The organism is Glycomyces albidus, assembly GCF_009451885.1.
Taxonomy (GTDB): Bacteria; Actinomycetota; Actinomycetes; order Mycobacteriales; family Micromonosporaceae; genus Glycomyces; species Glycomyces albidus.
In genome coordinates this window covers 1-25,149 of the sequence record NZ_WIAO01000003.1, presented here as the reverse complement: position 1 = coordinate 25,149, position 25,149 = coordinate 1, and the positions used below count along the sequence as shown (strand labels likewise).

Annotated in this window: 21 protein-coding genes; 7 read left to right on the top strand and 14 right to left on the bottom strand. The window is 63.2% G+C overall.

Annotated elements, in window-relative coordinates; genetic code table 11:
- Positions 1–227: 227 nt before the first annotated feature.
- From GFD30_RS03445 to GFD30_RS03435, 3 genes are all read right to left on the bottom strand, one after another.
- Positions 228–965, bottom strand: a complete 738-nt coding sequence (locus GFD30_RS03445; RefSeq protein ID WP_153023833.1) for a replication-relaxation family protein — start codon at positions 963–965, stop codon at positions 228–230.
- Between the two features lie 71 nt (positions 966–1,036).
- Complete coding sequence (locus GFD30_RS03440) at positions 1,037–1,351, bottom strand: hypothetical protein (protein ID WP_153023832.1); 315 nt, start codon at positions 1,349–1,351, stop codon at positions 1,037–1,039.
- A 60-nt stretch (positions 1,352–1,411) separates the two neighbouring features.
- Positions 1,412–3,445: a type IV secretory system conjugative DNA transfer family protein gene (locus GFD30_RS03435; RefSeq protein ID WP_153023831.1), complete on the bottom strand. Its 2,034-nt coding sequence runs from the start codon at positions 3,443–3,445 to the stop codon at positions 1,412–1,414.
- Positions 3,446–4,606: 1,161 nt separating this feature from the next.
- Between GFD30_RS03435 and GFD30_RS03430 the strand changes: the two genes are divergently transcribed.
- The gene (locus tag GFD30_RS03430) at positions 4,607–7,141 is read left to right on the top strand and encodes a hypothetical protein (protein ID WP_153023830.1); all 2,535 of its coding nucleotides are present in this window, start codon (positions 4,607–4,609) and stop codon (positions 7,139–7,141) included.
- On the top strand, positions 7,138–7,890 hold the full coding sequence (locus tag GFD30_RS03425; protein WP_153023829.1) for a hypothetical protein: 753 nt from the start codon (positions 7,138–7,140) through the stop codon (positions 7,888–7,890). Before GFD30_RS03430 ends, GFD30_RS03425 begins: the two co-directional genes overlap by 4 nt.
- 371 nt (positions 7,891–8,261) lie before the next feature.
- Here GFD30_RS03425 and GFD30_RS03420 read toward each other — a convergent pair whose 3' ends face one another.
- From GFD30_RS03420 to GFD30_RS03410, 3 genes are read right to left on the bottom strand one after another with little or no spacing between them, the layout of a single operon-like run.
- Complete coding sequence (locus tag GFD30_RS03420; RefSeq protein ID WP_153023828.1) at positions 8,262–8,483, bottom strand: hypothetical protein; 222 nt, start codon at positions 8,481–8,483, stop codon at positions 8,262–8,264.
- Entirely contained in the window at positions 8,480–8,710 is a 231-nt protein-coding gene (locus tag GFD30_RS03415; protein WP_153023827.1) for a hypothetical protein, read from the bottom strand. The genes GFD30_RS03420 and GFD30_RS03415 overlap by 4 nt, the downstream gene beginning before the upstream one ends.
- Positions 8,707–9,114, bottom strand: a complete 408-nt coding sequence (locus GFD30_RS03410; protein ID WP_153023826.1) for a hypothetical protein — start codon at positions 9,112–9,114, stop codon at positions 8,707–8,709. The genes GFD30_RS03415 and GFD30_RS03410 overlap by 4 nt, the downstream gene beginning before the upstream one ends.
- Before the next feature lie 449 nt (positions 9,115–9,563).
- On the opposite strand from GFD30_RS03410, the gene GFD30_RS03405 reads away from it, so the two are divergent.
- The 5 genes from GFD30_RS03405 (at position 9,564) to GFD30_RS03390 (ending at position 11,707) form a co-directional block, all read left to right on the top strand.
- Complete coding sequence (locus GFD30_RS03405; protein WP_153023825.1) at positions 9,564–9,731, top strand: hypothetical protein; 168 nt, start codon at positions 9,564–9,566, stop codon at positions 9,729–9,731.
- Between the two features lie 129 nt (positions 9,732–9,860).
- Positions 9,861–10,613 carry a hypothetical protein gene (locus tag GFD30_RS03400; protein WP_153023824.1) on the top strand — a complete coding sequence of 251 codons (753 nt, stop codon included), beginning with the start codon at positions 9,861–9,863 and terminating at the stop codon, positions 10,611–10,613.
- Positions 10,610–11,215, top strand: coding sequence for a flavoprotein (locus GFD30_RS03395; RefSeq protein ID WP_227995802.1), 606 nt, complete (start codon positions 10,610–10,612; stop codon positions 11,213–11,215). The genes GFD30_RS03400 and GFD30_RS03395 overlap by 4 nt, the downstream gene beginning before the upstream one ends.
- Positions 11,115–11,522 carry a DUF6883 domain-containing protein gene (locus GFD30_RS28170; protein WP_407648961.1) on the top strand — a complete coding sequence of 136 codons (408 nt, stop codon included), beginning with the start codon at positions 11,115–11,117 and terminating at the stop codon, positions 11,520–11,522. Before GFD30_RS03395 ends, GFD30_RS28170 begins: the two co-directional genes overlap by 101 nt.
- On the top strand, positions 11,519–11,707 hold the full coding sequence (locus GFD30_RS03390) for a DUF4926 domain-containing protein (RefSeq protein ID WP_153023823.1): 189 nt from the start codon (positions 11,519–11,521) through the stop codon (positions 11,705–11,707). The genes GFD30_RS28170 and GFD30_RS03390 overlap by 4 nt, the downstream gene beginning before the upstream one ends.
- 105 nt (positions 11,708–11,812) lie before the next feature.
- Here GFD30_RS03390 and GFD30_RS03385 read toward each other — a convergent pair whose 3' ends face one another.
- From GFD30_RS03385 to GFD30_RS03350, 8 genes are all read right to left on the bottom strand, one after another.
- Positions 11,813–13,870 carry a tetratricopeptide repeat protein gene (locus GFD30_RS03385; protein ID WP_153023822.1) on the bottom strand — a complete coding sequence of 686 codons (2,058 nt, stop codon included), beginning with the start codon at positions 13,868–13,870 and terminating at the stop codon, positions 11,813–11,815.
- A 55-nt stretch (positions 13,871–13,925) separates the two neighbouring features.
- Positions 13,926–15,464 carry a S8 family peptidase gene (locus GFD30_RS03380; protein ID WP_153023821.1) on the bottom strand — a complete coding sequence of 513 codons (1,539 nt, stop codon included), beginning with the start codon at positions 15,462–15,464 and terminating at the stop codon, positions 13,926–13,928.
- Between the two features lie 88 nt (positions 15,465–15,552).
- The gene (locus GFD30_RS03375) at positions 15,553–15,906 is read right to left on the bottom strand and encodes a hypothetical protein (RefSeq protein WP_153023820.1); all 354 of its coding nucleotides are present in this window, start codon (positions 15,904–15,906) and stop codon (positions 15,553–15,555) included.
- Positions 15,907–16,098: 192 nt separating this feature from the next.
- A complete protein-coding gene (locus tag GFD30_RS03370; protein ID WP_153023819.1) occupies positions 16,099–16,395 on the bottom strand; it encodes a hypothetical protein in 297 nt (98 codons plus the stop codon).
- A 163-nt stretch (positions 16,396–16,558) separates the two neighbouring features.
- Positions 16,559–19,264: an NB-ARC domain-containing protein gene (locus GFD30_RS03365; protein WP_153023818.1), complete on the bottom strand. Its 2,706-nt coding sequence runs from the start codon at positions 19,262–19,264 to the stop codon at positions 16,559–16,561.
- Positions 19,265–19,686: 422 nt separating this feature from the next.
- Positions 19,687–20,184 carry an HAD domain-containing protein gene (locus tag GFD30_RS03360; protein ID WP_153023817.1) on the bottom strand — a complete coding sequence of 166 codons (498 nt, stop codon included), beginning with the start codon at positions 20,182–20,184 and terminating at the stop codon, positions 19,687–19,689.
- A gap of 428 nt (positions 20,185–20,612) precedes the next feature.
- Positions 20,613–21,428, bottom strand: a complete 816-nt coding sequence (locus GFD30_RS03355; RefSeq protein WP_194201830.1) for a hypothetical protein — start codon at positions 21,426–21,428, stop codon at positions 20,613–20,615.
- A complete protein-coding gene (locus tag GFD30_RS03350) occupies positions 21,428–24,793 on the bottom strand; it encodes a hypothetical protein (RefSeq protein ID WP_153023815.1) in 3,366 nt (1,121 codons plus the stop codon). Before GFD30_RS03350 ends, GFD30_RS03355 begins: the two co-directional genes overlap by 1 nt.
- Positions 24,794–25,149 lie beyond the last annotated feature (356 nt).

Here is a 25,149-nt window from a genome sequence, read left to right as displayed (position 1 = left end):
TTGAATCGGGGTCCCGGTCGGACCCGCTCCCTCGGTTGAGGCCGCTGCCGGATCTTCGTCCCCCCTGGAGGTATGTCTCGGACTCTCACCAGTAGCCAAATGATGCCACTGACCTGGTCCTATACCCTCTAGTGGCCTTGCGGGTTGTGTAGGGCCGGTGTGGGGGGCATTGGCGGGGCCAGTGCGGGCGGCATTGTGGGGGCCGGTGTGCCCCGATTCCGGGCCCATCATGGCCGCACCCCCAACCCGAGATCGGCCAACGCGACCAGAGTCGTGCTGCCGAGCCGCCGCCACCGCACACCGAGCGTCCCGCCGCTTCCGGCGGTCGTGGCGACCGGGAACGGATACTCTCGCCCGGCAAGTTCGTGGTGGAAGTTCTGCTCGCGGCCGGGCCGGGTGATCTGAAGCAGGACCGGCCGGGCCCCGCCGACCGGCTTCGCGGCGGTGTAGCGGTCGAGCTTCGCCGTCAGGAGGGTCAGCGGCTCGGTACCGGTGTCGTACTCGAAAAAGAACGGCACCGTCCTCCCATCCTCGAAGGCGAGGACGGCGGCCCCGTCGGGCCGGACCTTTCCCAGGAACAGCGATGCCGCTTCGTCCTCGCACAGCCACTGCGTCACCGAGATCGAACCCAAAGCGGTAGCTTCGGCGTGCAGGGCCGTGAAGAAGGCGTTGACGCCTTCGAGATGGCACCTCTTGCGCGAGACCGCGAGCTGATGGGCGGCAAGCGCGACGGCCGCCTTCGTAGGCGGCGGGTCGCCTCTTCGCCAGGCGTGGACGGCCGCGCCCCAGTACCCGAGCGTGTACCGGTACGCCGCCCGATTGGCGTCCCTGAACCTGGCCAGGACCTCCATCTCGATGAGGGTCACCAGCCGGATGCGGGCCGACCACGCCGACGGGAAATACAGGGCCGCGATTTGCGCGGCGGTGAAGATCCGGTGGCGGGCGAAGGCGTCGATGAGCCTCATGTCCCGCCCGGTCAAGCGCTCCAGGACTTCAGCGAAGTCCTTCGTGACCTGACCGGGTATCCGCTGCGCACTCAAGCGGCCTCACCCCACTCGGTCTCCGCCGCCCGCGCACGCTCTTCGGCGAGCCACTGCCGCAGGACCTTCGCCGACGGCAGGGCGGGCGACGGCTTCCGGCCGGTCGCCTCGGCGCGGATCTGCTCGGCCATGCCGAGGATCGGTGCCGGGGCGTCGGTCCGCAGCGTGAACGCTGGCGTCGCGACGCCGCCCACGATCGGGCGGCAGGCGGCCTCGTAGGCGCCGAGGCGGGCCAGGTCCTCCTCGCCCAGCTCGGGGAGCGTGTGCCGGGCGAGCTGGCGCGCGTCCTCAGGAGAGACGGTGAAGAACACCTTGTTGCGGGCGTTCGCCGAGATCGTGCCCTCCAGGTCGCGGCCCAGCTGCCCCAGGTACTAGTGGGCCAGGACCAGGCCCATTCGCATCGCACGGGCCTCGGTCAGCAGCTCCTCGATCCGCTGTGGCAGGTTGAGGAAGTTGTGCGCCTCGTCGAGGTACAGCACCGATTCGGGTCGCTGGTGGTCGGGCAGGTGCGAGCGGCGCATCGCCGCCTGCGCCGCCTTCGCGACCAGCACCGAGCCCATCAGCGGCACCGCCGACTCCGTCATCTCGCCCTTCGGCAGGCGCGCGAACACGATCCCGCCGGTATCGAGCGCCCGACCGATATCGACCGGCTTCGCGGGTTTGCCGAACGTCGAGCGCATGAACTCGTTGCCGAACAGCGCGTCGAAGCGCGAGAGGATCGGACCGATCGCCTGGTAGCGGCTGGTCTTGTCCATGTCCTCCCACCACACCCAGAACCCCAGCAGCTGCTCGTCGCCCGGGCCGAGGCGCTTGACGACCTCCCGCCAGTAGTCGGGCTTCATCATCAGACCCGGCAGGTCTATCAGGTCCAGCTCCGCCGCGAGGACCGTCCGCAGTCCATTGCGGAGGACGTAGGTGGCCCGGGGGCCCCAGTGCCGCTCCCACAACTGGTTGCAGATCCCGACCACATGGTCGACCGCGATCTCGCCGTCCGGGCCCGACAGCGGGAGGAACCCGTGCCCGCCCGGCTCGGCCGGATCGATCAAGGTCAGCCGGCCCCGAACCGTCTCAGGGTCGAGACGGTCGAGCAGGTCGTTGATCAAGTCGCCCTTCGGGTCGATGACCATTGTCCCTCTCCGGTTCTTGATATCGGACAGGATCATGTGCTGCAGCAGCGTCGACTTCCCCGTACCTGTAGAGCCGAGCACGTGCAGGTGCTGGCGGGCGTCAGCGGTGTGCAGTCCGACCTTGCGGCCTCCTTGGGCGGCGCGGCCGAGCGGCTTGACGCCCCGGCCCCCGGAGGGGACTGCCTCGACCGGGCGCACGCGGCGCGCCCTGGCCCGGTCCAAGGCCGGCACGATCTCGTCGAAGGGCAGATGCGCGAGCGCGGCGACCTCGGGCGTGTTGACCATGACCGTCCGGCCCAGCGCCCATGAGTTCACCTGCCGCTCGGGCCTGGCGAGCCTGCGACGTAGGGCGCTGACACCGCCGGTCAGCATTGACACCGCCGCAGCAGTGCTCGCCGCTTCGCGCTTGAGCCTTACCGAGCGGCCCTCGGGCATCGAGACCGCCCATCGGACCGAAGCCGACCAGAGCGAACCGGTACTGACCCGCTCTTGCAGGATCTTTCGTTTCCGCGTGACCCACGCCGCTTCCGGCTGCGTGCGCGAGGGTGTCGATTTCGCGGCCGGGCCGGGCTGCACGAGGTCGAGCAGATCGTTGGCGAAGCCCTTCAACATGGACGAGCCCCCGCTCTGCCCATGCGACCAGGCCGCCTTCGACATCCGCGACATCGCCCGCCGACTCGCCGGACACACCCCGACTCCGACGGCATGCAGGAGCGGCCGCATCGGATCGACACCGGCAGGCGAGACCACGACCGGCACGTCCGTGCCCTTGGGCCAGGCGAGCCGCTCGCCCTTCATCGACGGCTGGACCCGCAGCGGCGGCTCGGCCTCCACCACCGTGGTGGAGGCGCCAGGACAGGCGGCCTCGATCGCTCCCTCGACCAAGGCCGCGTCGATGCACGAGGGCACCCACACCCGCACCGTGAAGTTTCGGCGGTCGGCGTGGAGCTCCCACAGCACCCACGGCTGGCCGAACCAGAACCGCCGCCACGCCGGCCGCGCGATCACGCTGAGGTGGTCCCAGAACACCGCTCCGCCGTTCTCGGTGACGACGCCGGGCGCGGCGATCGCGATGTATCGCGAGCCGGCCAGCCACCGCCGCCGCTCGCGCCCGTGCAGGACGCACCGCAACACTTGCACCGCCAGCGCCGCGCCCAGCGCTACGAGAAGCGCTGTCGCGAGCAGGCGGACTTGCGGGGCATGCCATACATGTGTGAGCAGACCCCATGGCCCGCCCTCCACGAGAGTGGGTATATTCGGACTCGAAAACGTGCGCATTGAAACCTCCAATTGCTGAATGAGCACACGGAATGACAGCCACCGGGCCATTGCGGACCGGCGACTCATGGCATGGCAGCCGCTATAGTGCAGCGACTGCCATCGGTATGCAATTAGGAAACCTGGAGCCAGACGACGTCGACCGAGGACGGTCGCATGCGTCTGCGCAAGGGCTGGGAGGAACGGCACCGCGTAGCCGCGCCGAGCGCGCCGCGGACCGTGAGAAACTCACGCCACCTGTGAAGTTGACGGATATCTAGTTGAGCTCGTTACTGCGGTTACTGTCAAGCGTCCCGGTAACCCTCCAGCTCAAGCCCGATAACCAAGCCAGCCGGTAACCGGTAACCCTCGATAACCCATCCCCTCGGCGGAGGCCAGTAACCGGGCCTATCATCGGTCGCCTCCGCACCCACTTCCGGGACGGGCATGCGAGCCGATCGACGATTGATCCCGCGGCCCAGAAAACAGGCCCCGTATATGTATGGCAACTTGAGGGCACTTTTCCGCGCCTCGAAAGCCGCCCTTTATCGAATTGTTATCTTAAAAGCTCGCGATTATGCATGGACAAGCACAAACGCGGCTGACTCACGAGCCGCCCCAATCCACCGATGCCGAGACCAATCGGCGAGCCAGAGCCGGGTGAGAACGCGCGGAGCGAACCGTTGCATTCCTGCTCGACACAACTTGCCGACCATCGACATGCACCGCCCGTGGCCCTTCGGCACCGTCGGCCGACCCCTCCATGAACGCTCGTTCCAGGGGTCACCGTCAAGGGGTGTGACAGCTCGTGACTGTCACAGGCTCCCGCACCACGCTCGTTGTGACAGCGAAAACCGCAGCTCAGCACCGAACCGGAACGCACCAGCTTCGTCGGCGGTCACGCAGAGCTGCGTCCTGTCACAAGCGGTCACGGTGACGACCTGTGCGGGTGCCAGCTGTCCGAACCAACCTGCATCGGCCCTCGATGGCATGGTCGGTTGTGAGGGTCGGAGAAGGGACGGGTGCCACGTGGGGCTCCCCTCTAGGAAAGTTGAACATCCCGGTTCAGCCTCGGTAATCGGCGGTTTGTCAGATTGGCGACAGCCGCCACCTGTATCCAGGCTTGCGCTGGTTGCTCTTGACGCTCGGATTACCCCGATCGCAAAGGAGACCAGACCGTCGATGGACGAACGCTTCGAGCAGCGCAGCCCCGAAGACTTGCCCGCGAATGCCAAGCGGGAACATCAGATGATTCCCTTTCCTCCTCAGGGATTGCCACAAGTACCTGAAGACGCCGCTTCAGAGGCGATTACGGAGCCCTCGCTTCCCGGCGAGCGAGAACTGCTGGTTGATGAGTCCGGTGAGACGAGTTATTCGAATTCACCGCAAAGCAGCGCGCCCTCGGCGTTCGACATCGGTCCCGCGTCGTACCCGACTCCCGAAACCGACGATGACGCCGAGCCGGAGCCGCAGGATTCCTTCGAGGGAGGGGACCAGCCTGGAACGACGTTCAACACCGACATCCATGGTGATGTTGACAAGCTGGTCCAGGCCGGCACCTATGAACACAAGGAGTATCACCAACACGGTGAACGCCTTCGCATCACCGATATCACGGTGGACGACCTTGAGGGGAACAACCGGAACCGATTCGTCAAACCCGACAGCGTCGTGACCATTGAATCAGAACTGTTCATGGGAGAGCGCCAGGTCGCGCTGCTCGCAATCGAGGAGGGCGGCCGGAACACCACCGCCCGTTTCCTGGTCAGCGCCGGGAACCAGAAGCCGCGGCGAATCCATCCTCCGGCCGAATTGGTGATCGAGCCCTGGCAGCTTAAAAAATACGACAAGAGCGCCTTCCTGCTCGACCTGAGCGATATCGAGATCGAGGAACCGGAGCGGTTGCTGGAGAACCTCTCGGGACTGCACGAGGACCTTCGAACGCAAGAGTCGTTCCTCGTTGTCGTGTTTGGCGAGACAGACCTGGAGACGGCTCTGTGCGAGCAGTTCGGCGTGATCGGCATCGCACGACCGGATCCGTACGAGATCCTGAGCAACCACCTAGTCGGCTCCACCAGCGCCACGGAAGGAAACGAGGACGGTGTAGGCACCGCAGAGAACTCCGCGACCAGCGAATCCGCTCCGAGCTCAGAGAAGAAAAAGTCCGGGTATGCGGGGGCACCAGCTGAGTGGGTGACGTTCGCACGAAACCGTGGCTTGCTGGACCGGAAGCCGCCGGCGGAGGCGCTCCGTCTGAGGAAGGCAATCAACGAGGCGCTCGACCACTGGAACAGCCTGACGCCAGCTGGGCAGGCGTCGTTGAAGGAGGAGTTCAAGGAGCGCCGCCACATCCCGTGGTCCAGTGGTGACCGCGCCTACGCCGAGCAGCTCGTGCTCGACCGGTTCCAGGCCTGGGTCGCCGAACTGGATCTTTGGAACCACGACAACCAACGGAAGCCGCGGCTGCGCGCTTTCCAGCTGGCGGCTGCTGTCGTGCCCACAGGAGATCCCATCCGGATCCGCACGGAGGCGACCGCGCTGCTTCAGACCATCACCAGACTCAAGCTTCTCGAGGCCGGACTCGACGAGGAGGGCATCAGCGATCCCGCGCTTGGCGAACCTGTATGGAGCGGTCCCGGGACCCGGTTGCTCGCACGGGACTCCCTGGCAGAACTACGGGATGGGAAGGTCGTCTTCACTAGGCCGGGGTTCGCCGAGGCGGTCGTTCGCTACTTTTGGAACGACTGGCCCGAGTATCGCAGCGCGCTGATCGACTGGCTGATGAATCTCGCCACAAGCGACACCTTCACGTCCGAAGAGCGGGACCGTCTCAAGAATCAAGTCGGTAAGTTCGCCATCCACCACGCCCAAGAGCGCGGCGAGTTCGGCTTCCTGTACGACGTCGTCGCAAAGTGGGCCGGAGTCGATACCACGCTCCCCGATGCAGCGAAGCTGCTGGAGCAAGCCGCCACCACTTCAGGCATCGCTAGCGCGGTGCGTGACCGGACTCGCCAGTGGGCAAAGAAGGGCGATTCAGCGCTGCGTCGGGTCGTCGCCGAACTGTGTGCGAGCCCGACGTTCGCGCTCGAGTACCCACGACTGGTCACCACCAGGCTCGTCCATCTCATGGAACGGCGACAAGCCGGCGACGAGGACTCCGCACTGGACGCGGCCCTGGAACGAGCCAGCCGCCTGCTGGTAACCGAGGCCCACCAGAGCAACGCTGTTCTCGCTCGACTCAGCACCGATGCGCGGGCGGAGCAACTCGCGCAGCGAAAACGAGCCGTCCGATTGTTCCTCTCCGTCGCCCAGGCTCGAGTCAAGGAGAATGCGGAACCGGCACTGATACCCAAGGCAGACGGGCCCGAGTCCAGCCGAAAAGCGCTGGTCGCTCTGTGGGCCAGCACGCTTCGCGTCCTCAAACATGACGAATCGGTAATCCAACCGGCCTTCAACGCATGGATGGACGCCTGCGCTCCGACGGAGATGGAGCGGGAAGTCATCAGCGTCTTCCGCAACGCGATCGCCGACCGGTGGGAGGAGGCAGGCGAGGCCGACCACGTCCTCGCTCGACTCTCCGGCAGATGGAAAGCCGTCACCTCGTTGCCATTGGTGCGCGCGACTGAACTCGACCAGCGGTTGCTGGCCGCCTCCCGCGATGCCATGTTTGAGATCACGCGCCAGACCTTCCCTGACCAGAGGTTTGAACGCGGATGATCAAGCGCCGCCCTCGTTCGCGGCTTGAATCCTGGAAGGCAGATGTCGAGTTTCGTGTTCCTTGCGCGGAACCCGGCATCGCCTTCCAAGTCAGGCTGATTCTGGAAGGAACCCGCCCGGAACGGATTCCCGAACCGCAAGCGATCGCCCTCGCCCAGGCCGCCGCGGAGCGAGCGATCGCCGACGCCGCCAGGCAGTACTCTGTCCTCGACGATGAAGCCGCGGCTATCGCCGCCACGGCTGCGGTCTGGCGTAGCAAACTCCCGCGGCGTGGACCGAGCATTGAGCAGGTCACCGTGCGGCTGCGCGGTAACCGAGACGCGCAGGTCGAACTGGTGCATCTGGAAGTGCTCCGACGCATCGCTGGCGTCGCTGGGCCCGAAGCGGTCGAACAGGTCGCCAGGGCCATGAGCATTCGGCACGTCGTGCTGGATGACCATGCGTCCACCATCGCCCACTTTCTCCTCGACCCGCCGCACGGATTTAAGCTTGACCAGTTCCCCGAGGCTGCCGCTGATCTGCGGAGATCGATCGACGACTACCAGCCCGACGAAAGCTGGATCAGAACCGCGGAAGCGCTCAATCTGCTCGTCAGCAAGAAGACTTCCCCTGAACTCCAATCAATGCTGCGGGAGCTGTCCCGCTGGATCGCCAAGTACAGCCCTGAACTGTCCGAACAGCTCGGCGACGCCCTAGACAAACCAGGTGAGACCGCACCTGCGGAAAACCCTGCTGGCGACCGAGATTGAGTTTTAACGCACGAAGTGTTGACCTGGGAGTTTCGAGCAGTCTGGGGCCGCGGCTGGAGCCGGATAGTCGGTCCTCACGAGGTTGGGGCGAGGCTCGAGCTGAAAGCCGGGCGGGGTCCTGGCGCTGGTCTCAAGGCAGTGCGAGGTCGGTAATGCGGCAGCGTGTCAACCACCTCACTCATGGGATGTGGGCCCCGTGCGCCCCGGTTCGAGACTGCCTTGAATTCAAGAGGCGCTCGAACGGTCCCGTCCTGGGTCTTGTGTATGGGCGCGCTGCCGAGATGAGGGGCCGCCGCGCTCCACCCTGCGCGGCGGCTCGGAGGGGAACCGCCGCTCTGTTGATGGCGCGCGGCGACCCCTCGGGAGGCATGTCAGTCGTGACATGGTGCTTCGTCGATGATCCGTTGCGCCTCTCTCGCAACGCGCCAGTGCGCTTCGAGCCGCTCGATGGCGCGTTGCTCGCGTTCGGCTTGGGCGTCGCGGGTCCGATCGAGGTACCACTCGAGCGTTCGCTGCGGGTAGTCCGGTGGCGGCGGAACATCCCATGCCGACGTCTGGCCGCCGAGGAGGAGAGCGAGTATGCGGCCGGTCATCTCGTCACCTCAGCCCGGAACTGGTCGAATGCGTGCCGCAGCTCAAGCGGTGCGAGGTCGTCGGCGGGAGCGAAGACGGTCAGTTCGAGTCGGCCGTATCGGATGACTGCCACGCCGGTGCGCGTGAGACCGATCCGGTTCAACCAGATGACCTCGCCTGCAATCGGACTCGCGATCATGTCGGCTTCGATCTCCCAGCCGCGCCACTGGAACTGCCCGAGGATCATGGTGCGGCCCTTCCCGCAAGACACTCCTTGGTGGCCTGGTCCAACGTCGCGACGTCGAGATACCGGTGCTTAGGGGTCAGGGCAAGCCCCGCCAGGCCGGACACGGCGACGAGCGCTTCGGGGTACACGTCGGTGCGGTACACGTAGACCATCGGCTGACCACTGAGCGGATCGTTGGCGAGGTGAGGTCGGAACCGCATTCCCCCAAGCCCGAACTGATCCCTATTCGCGAGTACCTCTGCCAGTCTCGCTTTGATTTGCACTCGCTCGGTCGCGGTCCAAGCACCTGCGGGCACCTGCCAGGTGACGTTGTGGAGGACACCGCCAGCATGGCCCAGGAGGGCCATCACCGGAAAGCCTCGGCCAGTGGAAGTCAACTGCCCGTCGCCGACCGCATCGTCCACATACAGCTCAGTGCCTGGCAGGTCCCACCGCTCCACGTACCGCATCCGGTCGGGCACCACGTGGTGCCCCGAATCGTCTGATGCTGGGCCCCTTGCGATGCCGACGCTTCGTCTCGTCACTTGCGGCTCCCTCCTGACTGGCGTCTGGGGCCCAGGAATGACCTGGTGGCGCCCCCGGATCGGGCGGTTTCCGATTCGCTACCCCAGGCTATGGGGAGGTGCGCGCAGAGCGTTGCCATGTGGCAACGGCACTTGTAATCTGAAGCGGACCCTGTACGTATGGAGCAGCGCATGGCGACCGAACCCATTGGCGAGCGGATCATGACTCGGCGGAAACTGCGCGGACTCAGCATCCGCCGGGCCGCCGAGCTCGCCGACTTGAGCGCGAGTACCTGGAGCCGGTCGAGAACGGCCTCCGCGGCGCCGACAACCTCCAGATCCTCGCCTCGATGAGCATGGTGCTGCGCTGCTCGGTCATGGACCTGATCGGCGACGGCTATGTCTCGCTCACCAGCGACGGCGTCGGGCTCGTCGACGACGTCCACGACATCCTCGCGGCCCTCATCGAAACCGCCCTGGAGGACGAGGCCACCGCCGACCCGGCGGGCCTGGACTAGCTCGACGCCGAGGCCGATCTGCTCGAGGAGCTGTACCGCCGGGGCGACTTCACCGGGACCGCCGCGCGGCTGGCGCCGTTCCTGCGTCGCCTGCACGCCACCGCCGTCACGGCCACCGACACGGCTACCATGACCCGCACACGAGAACTGACCGTCCAGGCCGCGCACCGCACCATGAACGTCATGCGCTCCACCGGGCAACGCGCCGACACCTACCTCGCCGGTGAACGAGCCCGCGACGCCGCCGCCGAACTCGACGACCTCAGCCTCAAAGGCATCGCCGCATTCACCCGCGCACACGCTGCGCTCAGCTGCGGCAGCATGGAACGCGGCCACAAGTTCGCCGCCGCCGGCCTCCGCATGCTCGACGGCGGCCTGGCCGACCGGCGGACCATGGCCGTCGCAGGCCAACTCCACCTGACCTCGGCGATGACGCTCTACGGGCTCAAGCGCGAGTCCGAAGCCGAGATCCACCTGGCCGAAGCCGAGGACCTCGCCACTCGCACCGGCGACTGCGGCCAGGAACTCGGCTGGTTCGGCCCCACCAACCTCGCGTTTTGGATGGTCGCCATGGAAGTCGACCGCGACCCCCGCCGAGCCATCGCCATCGCGAACACCACCAACCCGCGAGCGATCGACGCGCCCACCCGCCAGGCATCGTTCTACCTCGACGCCGCCCGAGCCTGTGCCCGGATCGGCACCCGCGGCTCCGACCGGGCCGCCATCCGCATGATCGCTTCCGCCGAGAACGTTGCCCCGCAGCGTATCCGCTTCAACCCCCTCGCCCGCGAGGTCCTGCGGATCGTCATGCGCCGCACCAAAGAGAACGCAATCGACTCGCAACTGCGGGGCCTGTGCGAACGGATCGGAGTCAAGGCTTGAACGTCTTCTACCTCATCGTCTGCGGTGCTGGACCCGCCATGCACGCCGTCGATTTCGTTGAGGTTGCCCGCTCCTCGGGCTGGGACTGCCACGTCATCGCCACCCCAAGCGGAGCTGCATTCGCCGACCTCGACGCACTCGAAGCCGCCTCAGGACACCCAGTGACCACCCAGCACCGGAAACCGGGAACACCCCGCCGCGACCGCCCAAAAGCCGACGCCGTCGTCATCGCCCCGGCCACGGCGAACACGATCTGCAAACTCGCCGCCGGAATCGCCGACACCTACGCCCTCGACGTCGCCTCCGAATGTGTTGGCCTCGGCATCCCAACTATGGTCGTGCCCTTCGCGAATTCGGCGCTCACCGGGCGGGCACCGTTCAGGCGCGCAACCACGGCGTTGATCGAGGAAGGCGTGTCGTTCTTCGAGGTCCCGGAGCACGAACCCCGCCACGGCGGCCCGCTCGCCGAACGGTTTCCCTGGCTCCCGGCCATGACGCACGCTGCCGAACTCGCCGAGAGACGCCGTTCCGGGCCAGAACCGGCCGCCGCTGCCCCGGCCGCTTCAGCCGGGCCCAGACCTCGCTCGAGCCGAATTCGATGATCGGAAACTCACCAAGTACGCCCTGAACCCCCAGCACCCGGTCGGCGGCAACAAGGCGCGCGTCATCAAGTCCCGGACTGGACTCGGGCTCAACGACGCCGCTGAGGTCAAACGGCAGATACTGGAGAATGCCCCGGCCGCCGAGCCGATCATGGGCGATACCGACGAACATGGAACGCGCTGGAAAGTGGATGTAGAGCTGACCGGCCCTGATGGGACGATGAAGGTCCGCACGGGATGGATCGCTGACGCTGCCGGAAAGACTCGGCTGGTGACGATCAGCTTCCCGCCGAAGGGGGAGAGATGAACCTGTACGACGTGGTCGAACTGGCCATAGATCTACCGGAGAAGGGCCTCCGGGAAGGCATGATTGGCACCATTGTCGATGTCTACGACGATCCGCAAGCATTCGAGGTCGAGTTCGACGATGAGGACGGCGTGGAGATCGCACTTCTCGCGCTAAAGCCCGAGCAACTGCGCTCAAAGCGCTAGCAAGTACGGCACGACAGATATTAGGCTGTTCCGCAGCCAGCACCTCTCTGTTGGAATGCAGTGCGCTCGGAATCCCGTGTTTAACCAAGGGCTACTCAGGGCGTTTCATGTTGTTCGATGCCGGAGCGCTTCGGCACGTTGAACGAGGCCGATCTCAGTAAAGGCCGCTCCTGCACGCTGCAGGTGTGCTGCCGTTGATGCCGAGTCATCCTGCAGGGTCGCGAGGTCGGCCATGCTGATGTGGGTCTCTGCGACACCGACACGGTCGCCGATCTCGGTGAATGCTTTGAGGCAGAATTCCAGCAGCCGCGGGCTCGCCTTGGCGTCACCTTTCGCGATCTTCACGTCCGCAAGGCACAGGGCGGCGTTTGCGATGCGGTTGAGGTCATCGCTCTCCTGATAGACCTGTTCGGCCTGCTCGATGCGAAACTCCGCGCTCTCGACGAATCCAAGCACGAGGAACACCTGACCTAGACCGAGATCGGCGTCGGCGACACCCAGAACCTGTCCTGCTGAGCCGTGCCGTGCCGAGGCGAGCTGAAAGTGGCTTATCGCCTTGTCGTGTTGGCCGCGGTACTTGGCGGCGTAGCCGAGCCCGATCAGGGAGTGGGCCTCGCCGATCAGGTCCTCGACCTTGGCCCTAGAATCGGCGACTTCGGTGAAGATTTGGGCTGCCAGGTCGAAGTCGCCTCGCAGCAGGGCGACCTGTGCGAGGCCGCGTCGCATGTAGTCGACGCCGGACCGGTCCTTCACTTCGGTGCAAACCGCAATGCCGTGTTTGAAGACCTCCTGGGCGAGCTCATACTCATTCAGACTGATGTCGACCCAGCCAACCATCGCGGCGAGGCTCGCGTTGTCGAGGCTCCGGCGTGCGGTGGCCGCCTTATGCAGGCCCTCGGACTCGGCTGCGAACCAGTCCTTATCATGGTGGGTGTAGCTGCTGAGGTTGGTCTTGTAGTAGCGGATCAACGTGTCAGCGTGGCGCTCGGCATCGCTGACGGGGCGACCATTCGGGTCGGGCTCGTGCCAGCGCTCAGCCAGTTGCAGTCCGTAGGAGCGGAAGAGGTCGTGGGCCCGATAGGCGCGCAGGTCCGGCCTGGTACTCCCCCCGCTCGTGAGGTCACGTTGGGCCAAGCCGGCCCGGATGAGTGCATCCATGAGGTCAGTCGCACGGTTGAGCGTGCAATTGAGGACCGCCGCGATGCTCCCTGCGGTCACGGAGCTCCCGGGATGGACGCCGAACGCGCGGAACGCAGCGCGCTCGGCGTGGTCCAGCCTGCGATAGGAGCCTTTCAGCCGGCCCATGAACAGCTCCTGGCGCTTTGACGTGCCACCGCTGCGCACGATGCTGAGGTCGCTGAGGAGCTCGTCGAGCGAGGTAAAGCCGCGGGCGATCGCAGCCGCATGGGAGGCGATGAGGAGCGGGATACGAAGATCGAGCTCAGCCAGCCGCTCGATGTTCTCGACAGCCTCATCGGAGGCGGTGATCGACCGATAGAGACTGACCGCATCATGCAGCGGCAGCTCGCCGAGTTCAAGCAAGAGGCCGCCGATCTCGATCTCGGCTTGGAAGCGGTCCCTGCTCGTAACCAGGGTCACACAGCCGGGGTTCCGCACCAGGAGTTCCTGGATCTGCGCCGGCTCGCGAACGTTGTCCCAAAGCATCAAGAGCTTTCGCCCGGCTGTCGCCGCCGCCCACACTGAGTGCAGTTGCGCGGAATCGAGTCGTCCGACTCGTTCGGGGGACATCCTGCACACGGTTGGCAGGAGACTGCGCAACGCCATCTCAGCGCTGCTCGAATTCCGCCCGTAGGATTGGAAGTCGAACGCAACCCGGCCGTCGAAGTCGCCTCTGCAGCGATTGCTGAACTCGACGGCCAGCGTGGTCTTCCCCATGCCGCCGAGCCCGGTGATCGCAACGACCTTTGCGTTCTCGCCGTCGCTTCGGGCGTGCTCGCGGAGCCAGGCCAGCTCGTGTTCGCGCCCGACGAACGCCGCGCCGGTGATTTCCGGATGCCAGTAATCCTGCCATTTCGCTCGACCTTCGCCAAGATGCACGTTCAGATGGTGGCTCTGGAACAAGTGGTTGATCGAGGAGTCGTTGAAGACGGTGTCGAACCGATCCTCGACCGGTTCGGAGGAGTCTGGCGCTTCGTCGTCCAAAGGAGCTCCATGGGGTGGCGGGAGTTCGTGAGTGAGTCAGCGGGGTCTCGGTACGCTAGGTGCGCCGAAGCCTCCTGTAGGCCTCATGTGCGCGTTTCGCAAGACCGGCAGCATCGGATCCGTACGCCTCAGTCTCTTCCATTGCGTCGCAGAGGAATCCGCTGGCGACGGCCGCCGCGAACGAGGTGCCGCTCCAAATTGCGCACCCGCTTGAGAAATCGAAGGCGTCGGGGTTCTCCCTGTAACGGTCCCAGAGATAGGACTTCGCCCGCCGCTCAGGCATTCGAGAACCGTGCGCCTCGATCGGGAACGCGCTTACGAGGTCGGTTCCCGTCGCGTAACAGCCGATCCATGGCCCTTCGTTCGAATAGACGGCGATGCTTCTGTTCAGATTCAGCGCGCCGACGCTGATGACCGGGGCTCCCGGTTCGGCATGCCTGTACGCGGCGAGTGCTGCGGGGTAGAAGGGCCGGTCGGAAGCCTGGTTGCCGGCTGCGGCCACGATGGGGATACCAAGCAGGGCCAGGCGCTCGACCGCGTCGCGGAGCCCTCCCTCGAAGGCATCGTCAGGCTCTTCGGTCACGTAGCCCATCGGAACGAGCACTTGGTCGACGTTGACGGCGTCCTTGTCGCCGGAGCGAAAGGCCTCTACCTGCTCAGCAATATGGGTGAGGGCTGCGGTGACCTCGAACTCGTGAGCCATCCCGTCGCTGTGCGCCACTCGAAGCGAGTAGACCTGCGCGTCGGGGGATATCTGGCGGAGGATGCCTGCAGTAAAGGCGCCATGTCCAAAGTGGCTGGCGATCTCTCCGATCAGGGTCGGCTCGTGCACGGGGCCGTCCCAAGGCTCATCCAGGGGCGGTGCGGGCGAATTGGCATGCTCGCCGATCCTGGCCTGGAATTCGTGATTCACGATGACGAACGTGTCCATATTTTCCGACTGATCCGAGACATCGAACCAGGGATGCTGCGCAGGGACGCCGGTATCAAGCACCGCGATGCGGAACCGGTGTCGTTTCGGAGTCCGCCCGGGCATCGCGACCAGCATATCCACCGGCTTGCGGCGGAATGAGAAGTCGCGACTTCCAATCGGCGGCTCGCCCGTGCCCAGGCCGGGCGGCGAAGCCCCTTTCTCACAGGTGAGGAGGTGTTCGAGCCGTACTCCTTCGATCAGGCCCTCGGGCAGCCCTTCGGAGGCGACGTGCGTAAGGCGCTGCAGGAGCGACCAAGCGTCGACTGCCGCGTAGTCACCGTGGCTGCTAAGCAGAGGCACCCGGTAGTATGTCTGCCCCTCGTACGCCCGGGCGGCCGCCGCGACCTCAAGCAGCATCCCGGTCCGGGCCACCGCCGCCGTGAGCTCACGAATGGACTCGGCGTCCGCCAGGATTTGCTCGCTGACGAGCAACTGGTCAAACCGATACACCGTGCCGCGGGGGGCCGCCCTCCCCGCCGACCGGATCACCTGTCCCGGAGCGAGCACGCGGCCGCCATGTCTGTCCAACACCGAATACGAGAGTTCGGGAACCCCGCTCATATGGTCGCGTCGCGGATTCGGTTTCAGGTGTGGCTCATGGTCGGCGAAAACCAGTCGCATCGACGCTCCTCAAGCTGGGGGTCCTTTAGGTGGCGCACTCGGTTGGGCTGCGGCAAGATGTCGTCGAGCCGATGATCGAGCCGGGGGGTCACAGTTCCAGGCGGTCAATACGGTCGGCCTGCGTAACGTTGCCTACCGAGCCTTTGAAGGTGTTATTGAACTGGGTCTGGTGGTGGACCTTCTGCACCGGGAGGTCCCGTCCAATCAGTGCGGTTAGCTCGGCGCGGAACTCGGGGTCCTCGGCGCAAACCCTGGCGACAGCCTCAGCCAAGTCTTCTTGGGAGGCTCGTCCGGTCTCAGCGCGCAGGAGCACCAGCTCGGTCGCGTCCTCCTTGACGAATCGTTGTTTGACCAGCTCGGCGACCCTCGCACCGCCGCGGATGGCGGCCTCGGTCGACTTGCCCACCACAGCACTGGCAATGGCGATGAAGATGGGGTCCATAGGAAGCCTTCCGTTGCGTGTCTCAACCCAGGCTAGCCTTGCGCGGCTACGAACGGGTTCCCTGGACCCCAGGAGGACTCATCCCCTTTGGCAAGTCGAGTCGAAGCCTTTTTAGTTGATGTGGCTCGACATCTGTCCGAACGGCGGTTCACGCTCGTGCTGGATACCCACGAGGGACAGCGCGCGCCGTGGTCAGGGCCAAGCCGGACCGGTTGCCAAGCTGTACATCGGGAGCGCGAAGGTGACGTTGTCATTGGCGTCAGTGCCACCGAGGTTGCCTCCGATGGGCCATGCGACCAGTATCTTGCGGGCGAGCATGATGGCGAACCTCAGATCGTCCTCACCCTCAATGGCGGCGCGCACGAGGGCGGCCTCGCCGCGAACACCTGGTCCGGGGACTCGGGCGAGCCACATACCGTCGGGAAGCCCTGTCATCGGCACTTGTTGCTGCAGCGGTGTCTCGATCGGATGGCCTGGATGATTGGGCATGCGGTGAGAAATGCGTTCTTGATTGCGGCAAGGAGTGATCGTTCGGGTCCGGCGAGGAGAAGGCGACGTTGATCTCCCCACCGAGCTTGAGCATTTCACGCGGAGGGTGAGTCTACCTACGGGGAAGGCTCTTCTCAGAAGTCTTCACCTCTAGGGATGGATTTCATGTATTTCCGTGATTTGCAATGTCGATGATTCTTTCAAGCGCGTCGCGAAGATCATCGCAAGTCTGGATACTCGACGCCAGCGGGTTAGCCGATAGAAGATCCTCAAGTCCCATTTCACGGATAAAATATAGTAGTTGTTCTTCGAGCAATTCCACAGCGCGCAGATGGTTTCCTGCTTCTTGCAAAATATGAATGAGATTATGCCTAGTATCGATGGAGTTTCGATGGGTTGGACCTTGAACGCGGACTTGATCTGCGAGAAGTTCCTCGAGCGCAGCGACGGAGCCATTCAAGTCCCCTGCCATTCTGCGCCAGATTGCAAGATCTTCACGGATTCTGAAAGTGTCCCGATGATCAGCTCCTTCTGCATGAAGCTGTTCCGACAGGACGGCACTGAGTGCTTCGGCGACCCCCTTTGGATCGCCCGTCTTCCCTTGCCAGACTGCTAGGCTATGGCGAGTGCTGCGAGTAAGTGAATGCCGTTTTCCCAGCACTCGGATATGGTCGGCGAGAAGAGCCTCGAATGCCGTTTTCGCTCCGACTGGGTCGCCTCCCAGGCCCTGGAATGAAGCCAGATTATGCCGAGCAATAAGAGTCGAAGGATCATCAGCGCCGAGTACTCGAAGCTCGTCCTCAAGGAGGCTCTCAAGTGCACGTCGGGCTCCGAGATGATCACCCATATCACCAATCGCACATGCAAGGTGATTGCGTACATGGAACATACTGCCGTGATTCACGGGGAACGCTGAAGTGCATTCCTCATAAAGGCGCTTGAAGTACGCCTGTGCCTCCGCAGTTTGACCGGCTTCAGCGAGACTTGAGCCGACATTAATCAGAACCTGATGGGTTGAAGGGGCAAGAAGTTCCGTACCTGAATACATTCGAAGGTTTGTAACATTCTCTCGTAGAATAGAGGTATATGCGGGATTTCTTTCGAGATCGGGCCAAATATCGGCCAACGCGTCAGCAGCAATGCGAACTAGGATCGTTCTATCTGTGCGATTCAATTGATCACGGATCGCACGCTGTATGAGCGAGTGCATTCGAATGGTCGCGCCGTCATGATCGATTATGTTCAGTCTATGTAGTCGGGAAATGATAACGAGTATCTCGCGGATAGTTTCGTCCTGAAGATGTCCACCCGCGTCAGGGGAATCAAGGGTCGAGGCCGCCACTTCTAGAACATCTCTTGCCGTGAATATCTCTGCTGGAATTCCGGCCGGATTAAGTATCCCTATCAATCCAAGTACGATCGGAACCAGTTCGTGATTCTGTCCTTTATAGGCATGGTCGATCGAAATTGCAAGAGTGGCTGCGAGGGACTGCGGATAGTCCGCAGAGAGAACCTCTGGGCTAAGTTGGTCAAGCGTAAGGTGTTCATCGGCCAGGCGCCTGCGGAACTGATTGCATGTGAAGCCTGGCTGGTCAAGCAAGAACGCAGCGGCTTGCCCTAGCGCGAGCGGGAGATATTCAAGGTCGGCTGCAAGCTCCGCTGCACCATCAAGAAGCTGACTGTTTCTTTCGAAACGTTCAGTGAAGAATTGAATAGACTCCTCTTCGGAATAGAGACCGACATTGAGGCGACGGCGCTCGTGTCCATCCAGGGCAGCATCACGGCGACGTGTTGTTACAAGCGTGAGACCTTGCTTGCTAGTTGGAGGCCAAAATCCACTCATATCTGTGGGGTCCGTTAGCCCGTCCAACACTAGAAGCCATGGTTCTACTCGTGAACTTGAGAGCCACGTTAGGAACGAACGTGATGCATTGAAGCTATCTGACGGATCCGCTCCGCAGATTCTAACTCCAGCCTCCGCGAAGGCCGCAGTGATCGTCTCAGTGTTTGTGGCATCGGCCCAGATGAGCAACTTGATTGAGCCCCGGTTCCATTCTTGCTTAGCAAATGCTGCTGCGAGCTGTGTTTTTCCAACTCCTCCCATACCTGAGATTACCCAGCACCTGACATGCGGATCATTGTCATCAAGCGAGGATGTCAGCAGGTCATATCCTTTTCGGTTCTGATATGCTGCGGCAAGGCTCGGAATCCGTCCGAGCATGAGAGCCCCATCGTCAAAGGAATAAGGAACACGAGTCGATTCTAGAATGGTTTGATGGAAGTGAATTCCACCGAATTGTTGCCCCTGGATGATCGTATTTACCGGGCTTCTGAATTGATTCTGAAACTGAGCATCGCCACTCAATGCTGCTTCATCAATTGAGAAAGATTTTTGCCCGAATCCAGAGGATATCTCGAATTCTTGCCATACCTCCGCGAGGAATCCTTGTCCATAGAAGGTCTCATGGTAAATGCGAGTCAGGATCATGGCGCACAATTGAATTGCAAGCACAGGGGAATAGTCGAGATACCCTGGATCGTTCATCTCATCGGAGCTTGCCTCGGTCTGGGATATCCATTCCATGACTGCCCTAGGCATTTCGGCGGGGTGTATGTCGCTAACGAGAGGGAGAATTTCAGTATCTCGTTCAAATAGCAACGTCCACATCTGCTCCTGTCGCTGCAAGTCATCGGGGAAGGTTGCAGTAAGTGCATCGGCGGCGCCAAGCTTTACCGCGTCCAAGAGAGCCCTGCGGACGGCGGGGGATTTGTATCCAAGTTGCCGCTTTCGGGCAGCAAGATCTTGGGTTTTGTCGACGAGCTGCTGTGCAGCCCAAGTCAAGAGCGCATTGACGAGAGGTTCAGCCACGGTGATGCGCCCTCCGGCAGCAGGCCCCGCGGAAAACCACTGCTCTTAGCCAAGCTCGTCGCTCTTCCGTTGTGGTGCGTTGATTCGATGCAGGGCGGTGATGACCAGGGTCGACACGGGCTCCGAGTAGAATTCCAACTCGGTTGCTGCTCTCGCTTTGGAACTTGTCGCCGGTGAAGCCGCCGAAGATTTGGACGCTGAAGGGCTCGATCACTATGAGGACCTCCCAGACTGTGCAGGTGGAGAATCCTCACCATACCCACTTCCCGAGTTGACCGCCTCCCCCGAAAGCCCAAGACTGGCGGTAGATTCCCACTGGCTGAAGGACATTTGCCTGGCTGAGGGAATTCTGGTCAAAGACCGAGACTGGGGTTTGGGTGCGACTCACAGGCTGACCCGTCACCAGGACTGGCTGGTGCCGGCTACGTTGCCTGTACCCATATGCCGATGGTGTTCAGGTCGGCGTTGGTGATTCCTTGAGCGGCCTCGACGCGGCGGAGGAGGGCGCGGCCGCGGTGGTGTGTCGCGACCCAGTCCTCGTCGGCTTCGGTGATCTCGTCGTCAACCCAGGCGAACGGGCGACCTGCCGCCCATGCGACCAGGGCGCGAGTCTTCCAATGCAGGTTGAACCACTGGTCTTCGAGTTCGCCTGCCGACGTGGATTCGGGCCAGTGAACCACTGGTAGCGGCGGTAGACCGAGCCGAGGCGCCACCTCTGTGTTCGCTTCGCTTTCCCAGGTAGTGGCCCAGACCAGTTGACAGGGCAGTGCTGCAAGCCGAGCCCCGGTCTGCGGATCGAGCCTCGAAAGATAGGAACTTGACGTGGTGTCGAGGGGTGCTTGCTGTTGAGGCTCTCCGAACGGGATCAGGGTCCCGTCCACGTCGAGAAACAGCAGCGGTCCCTTGCCGTGTTTGGTCATGTCGCGCTCATTATGAGACGGTCCACGGGAGCCGACACTACCGAGGGGTGTGTGGCCTCGCCTCCTCCGTTGGCGACAGTGCCGAAGGCGCTCATGCAGGTTCGGCGCGAAACGGGTTCGGGAGATGTCGAGCAGATCGGCTTGATGTGCTCGACCTGCGATCATCGGCCGGAGCAGCACGGAGGCCCAGCTACGCTTTGCTCGGCACGCTGCTGAAGTGCACCTCTCAATGCTTGAACGATCGATGCATCAGTGACTTCGATCGAAGAGCTTTTCGTTGTACTCGGTGAGTCGCGATCACCGTTCCCGAAGCGGTCCTTGACGGTCGTTGAGGAGCAGATCGGTCTCGCGCTGCCGAGTGACTACCGTGCTAGGGCTGAGCGGTACACCTCGCAGGCCGTCGAGCCGCTGCCGCAGAGGTGGCTGGGCTATGTTGAGTCGGGGCTGATTCGCTGCCAAGCGTTGCGGAGCACCGGGATGAGGTGGTTGCCAGTGTTGCCAGCAGCCTCCACCCCGTGCGCCACCAGCAGAAGCGAGAACCCGAGCGGGTCGCCGATCAAGCCGAACTCGTCAAGAATCTCGTCGTACGGCAACGTCAGAGGGTCGAGATTCATCTCCATCGCGACAACGGCGGCGATTCTTGCCCGGTCCTGGGCCGTTTTCGCAGACCGAAGCTTCGGGTGCCCCTCGAAACGTCGGACGATTGTGTCCACGCGCCGCTGCTGGAGGTTGACTCGGCCGATGTCGGCAAGAACCGCCCGCATCTCGCTCTCGGGTGTACGCGCGTTGTGCGTCCGCCAAGCTGACGCTTCGGTAGTGCTACGGGATGCCTTGCGGGCGATCTCAGCGGCAGTGTTGAGCGCCGAGTGCAGTTCGTTGAGTAGGGCGTCGACCAGCGCCGCGTCGGACGGTTCAACTTCGTTAGATACGATTGCTGCCTGCCATGCCTGCGCCTCGCTCGCCCGGTCGAAATTGGCATGTTGGTTCAAGTGCCGCTGGTCATCGAGGAGCCTTTTGAATTCCTTGAGTGTCAATCGCTGCTGGTAGTCGCCCCGGGGAGTCAGGAAGTCGAGGTCGTGCCTCAGTTCTTCGTGGTACCACGTCCAAATTGCAGTGACGGCATCGCTGAAGGAGATGCTCCGGGAAATGAGTGTGCTCTGCGGAAAAGCAGAGCAGCCGGTCCCGACGGCCATACGCTTGCTGCGGCTCAGATCCTCAAATGCCGCGACTATACGAGCCAGCATCATGCGATTCTGCCTGTTGCTGGGCGGGGACGTGGACGTATTGGGTCAGCGATGGGGCCGAGGTAGTTGAAGCCGATGTGGAACGTCGGTACCGGGTCGCCCTTCGATCGGTAGGCGTCTGGCGAGAAGCGAAGGGGTACGAAGTCCACCTCAGACTTGAGTTGGTCGACCCAGACACGCCCCTTGCGGCCGTCTGCTGATGCCCAAGCAACACGCCCAGTGAACGTGCGAGGGCGGCCGTCTTCATCGCTCGCAAGATATGCCAGGTGGACCCGCCTACTGACGTCGAGGCCGAGAGAGCCCAACTCTCGGAACTCCAACTGAGACGCGGCGATGGAGCCGACGTGGAACAGCGCAAGGCCCCGGAGGAACGCGATGCGGTATTGATCGAACTCGGCAGCGCCGTGGAGTGTGCCAAGCAGCTCCTGGCAGCTCCACCAGTCCGACTCGGCGAACGCTACGGTGTTTCGCTCCCCGCGGAGGGGGCGCTCGCCGGTTCGATCCTGCCAGTAGAGGTCGAGGATAAGGCGCGCGCACCTCCAGTCATCCCGGATTGATGCTGGAGCATCTAGGAGTACACGCAGAGCGATCTTCACCCTTTCAGGATCGTTGCTGTTCTCCAGCGCGCGCATCGCAAGGAGGTAGTACGCCGCGGGGTCGTCCATAGCCATGAGTTCTTGCAGGTAGCTGGTTTCAAGTTCCTTGTCGCCCAGCAGACGAGCGATGTCGGCCTGTCGTTGGTTGTACTTTGCGCGGTGGCCCGGCGAGAGATCCACGGGATCTATTGAGTCAAGCGATGCCTTGGCGTCCGCAAGGAGGCCAACTCTTGCTTGTAGAGTCATTCCGCCAGACGACACAGCATCTTTGGCGGCCCACGCGAGTACATCGACGGGGTAGATGTTCTCCGGATCCGCAGCGCGCGCACGCATGACAGCGTCCACGAGTCGCTCAAGGATTGGCGCGATGGAGTCTGCTGATGACGCACCGTCTTCCGCAACCAGTTCATAAAGCTGCGACCCAAGCGAAGCAGCCAACTCGACGTATAGATTGAGACGTGCGCGCGGCGAGATGTCAGTTTCTTCCAGGGTTCGCTGAAGAAGGTCCTCGGAGTCACGAAGCCGCGCAAGTCGCTCCGCGCGTGCGATCTCATTGTTGCGTTGCGAACGCTTGACGAACTCACGCATCAGGTTCACTTCCAGCAGCACTAGCCGAGGATGCGACACCCCGCTTTGCTCACGCTGGCTAGCAAAGGCATCCGCCAGGTCGCCGTACCAGCGGCCATAGCGCCCCTGCTCGTTGCTCTGCGGACCAATTTGATCCATGAGGTCGACGATGAACTGAATCTCGTCGCCACCGGTTCGCCCAGCGAACTGGGGACGAACGTAGTGAATGAATGAAGAAACGACATCGATCTCGGTCAGATCCGTCAGGTTCTCCCGCGCCAGAAGCTCGGCTTCGAGGCGCGTGCGGACGCCGAGGAACTGGTTTCCATTGGCATCTTCGGTCCACCGGAAGATGTCGAAGTGGCGAATGAAGTCGACAATGGCTACAGAGCCTTGACGTCCAACTACGCGCAGCGCGAGTTCAAGGGGAACGTTTAGGCCGCGCCGGCCCGCGGTGAGCAGCATCGCACTCAACTGCTCCGTGGTGCTACGTTCGGCGAACGCGAGTCCTGCGAGGTCTTCCTCCGCATGGTCAGACGGAGCAAGTGTCTCGAGGCGTAGACCAGCGGAGAGGAGCGCGGCAGCTACCGCGGTCATGCGGGCTTCCGGTTCCTGGTGCTTGCGTTCGTGGGAAAGAGACTCCATGCCGGATTCGGCTGCCCGCATTTCTAGGGCAAGTCCCCGGCGCAGCCCCGACTCCGTTTCGGGAATGGCGCGGTAAAGCATCGCGAGGATGGAGGTGTCCGCCTCGGCACCGGGCGTCGGGAGGTCGATGCCGTATGACCTCAGCCAGGGCCCGTATGCCTCGGACTCCTTCTTGTCCAGGTGGATCGGGGCGGTAATGACGCGATCCGTGCCAGGCGGCGCACCGAGATACGTGCTTCCGACGATGAGTACGCGTTGTCCACGTGCCCGGAGCTGCCGGTGGAGCGCAAAATAGTCGTCAGCGTCGACCATCCCATCCCAGATTAGAACAGTCTTGAGGCCAGCCACCCCTTCTGCCCAGACGCTGTAAGCCTCGATCTCAGAGGCAATCGGACGATCACGACGTCTTGCCTGGTGAAGTACTGCGGCCTTGCCGGACTTGGCAAGCATCTGGGCCAGCCAGGCGAGAGCAAGGCTCTTACCGGTCGCCGTCTGCCCCTGGAGGATGACTGGGGCCACCTCGTCAGGCTCATCAAGAGCCGCCTCGACCACTTTGAGAAGCTGGACTTCGAATGTACGAGGCAGCTTCATGTTAGTTGCAAGGGCGCGCCACGGAGGCGCGCCCTCCGGAGACCCGAGGAAGGTTCGGAACCTTTGGTAGGTCAAGGCGTCGGAAGCGTGGCCGAACGGCTCAAGTAGCTCCAGGTCGACTGGTCGGGCAGTCCCGACGATTCGGTTCCAGGTCGCGACATCAACCGAAACGAACCCGGTCCCGACGGGGATGAACCGCGATCCAGCAGCATCAACGCTCGCGGAGTCTTGCAGGAACCCCGACTCAGTCGCTGCCCCAAGGAACTCGGCCAGAGCCTCTACGTGTGTAGCGAGCGCGCCCCTGCTGATTGCAGCGGCGATCATCGGATCTGCCGCTGTGCCGGCGTCGACCGAGAAGAGGTGTACCTGGCCTGTTCCAAGGCGACTTGCGAAGTTGTAGAGGTCTCTCGCTGACAGCCAGTCGCGTGGTGACCAGTCTTCGACAAGAACAACGCCCCTGGGCGTGATCAGGTTGGAGGCGAGCGACGCGAGGGTGTCGGACGCGTATCGCTGCGAATCGACCCACTCGATTTCGTTGCTGGGCGGTCGCTCGTCGTCGGGAAGGCTGAGTCCGCCGAACAGGTAGCGGACTTGGAGTTCAGTCGTTGACCTCGAACTCCGGGTGTCGCTTGACGCGGTCGGAATCACGCGCCGCCAGTCGGCTTCTAGCCATTTGCTCAGCGTGCCGTCGATCCGTGTGGTGAGCACCGTGTTCCAGGGAATCGACGCCACTCGTTCGAAGCCAGACGGAGGTTCTATTCGCTGCATCGACTGCTCGTATGCCGCAAAATCCGCCCCGGAGGCACTGACCATGCCAGTCGCCCCGTCCTGCGTTAGCTCTTCAGGAAAGAACGATGTGGAGTCTTCCGGGGCTTCCGCGAGGCTGCGGCGCCCCAGGCCCTGGCCTAGAAGAAGGAACCGTGGTCCCGCATTAAGCCGTGCGAGCAGCTCTCGATCACTCGACACTGAGTTCCTTACCTCTCCCTTGTATGGTCCCTATAGGAACCGACCCTACCGGAGCCGAAGATGGTGCATGAGTGTGGCGAGCTCCATCTGTGCTCGATGGGCTGCCTTTGCGGGGCGGGAACGACCCGATACCCGCCCCGCTCGGAGTGTCGGGCCCTACTGCCCGGAGGTTCGCAGCCATGCAGCGCGAGCTTCCGACGAGACGGACACGATGAAGCGCCAACCCTCCTAGGCCGTGTTTACGAACTGAGGAAGCCTCCTGTTGAATCTGTTGTGCTGCAACGATTTCAATAGGAGGCTTCTGTGTCGAGCCTATCAGGGCGCGGGGATCTGACCGATAAGCAGTGGGAACGCCT

Excerpts from the sequence above, each read along its gene's own strand:
- GFD30_RS03370 (WP_153023819.1), bottom strand. The coding sequence starts at position 16,395 with ATGCCCAATCATCCAGGCCATCCGATCGAGACACCGCTGCAGCAACAA.
- GFD30_RS03355 (WP_194201830.1), bottom strand. The coding sequence starts at position 21,428 with ATGCTGGCTCGTATAGTCGCGGCATTTGAGGATCTGAGCCGCAGCAAG.
- GFD30_RS03390 (WP_153023823.1), top strand. The coding sequence starts at position 11,519 with ATGAACCTGTACGACGTGGTCGAACTGGCCATAGATCTACCGGAGAAG.
- GFD30_RS03400 (WP_153023824.1), top strand. The coding sequence starts at position 9,861 with ATGACCCGCACACGAGAACTGACCGTCCAGGCCGCGCACCGCACCATG.
- GFD30_RS03435 (WP_153023831.1), bottom strand. The coding sequence starts at position 3,445 with ATGCGCACGTTTTCGAGTCCGAATATACCCACTCTCGTGGAGGGCGGG.
- GFD30_RS03405 (WP_153023825.1), top strand. The coding sequence starts at position 9,564 with ATGAGCATGGTGCTGCGCTGCTCGGTCATGGACCTGATCGGCGACGGC.
- GFD30_RS03375 (WP_153023820.1), bottom strand. The coding sequence starts at position 15,906 with ATGGACCCCATCTTCATCGCCATTGCCAGTGCTGTGGTGGGCAAGTCG.
- GFD30_RS03445 (WP_153023833.1), bottom strand. The coding sequence starts at position 965 with ATGAGGCTCATCGACGCCTTCGCCCGCCACCGGATCTTCACCGCCGCG.
- GFD30_RS03425 (WP_153023829.1), top strand. The coding sequence starts at position 7,138 with ATGATCAAGCGCCGCCCTCGTTCGCGGCTTGAATCCTGGAAGGCAGAT.
- GFD30_RS03380 (WP_153023821.1), bottom strand. The coding sequence starts at position 15,464 with ATGCGACTGGTTTTCGCCGACCATGAGCCACACCTGAAACCGAATCCG.
- GFD30_RS03420 (WP_153023828.1), bottom strand. The coding sequence starts at position 8,483 with ATGACCGGCCGCATACTCGCTCTCCTCCTCGGCGGCCAGACGTCGGCA.
- GFD30_RS03415 (WP_153023827.1), bottom strand. The coding sequence starts at position 8,710 with ATGATCCTCGGGCAGTTCCAGTGGCGCGGCTGGGAGATCGAAGCCGAC.
- GFD30_RS03360 (WP_153023817.1), bottom strand. The coding sequence starts at position 20,184 with ATGACCAAACACGGCAAGGGACCGCTGCTGTTTCTCGACGTGGACGGG.
- GFD30_RS03430 (WP_153023830.1), top strand. The coding sequence starts at position 4,607 with ATGGACGAACGCTTCGAGCAGCGCAGCCCCGAAGACTTGCCCGCGAAT.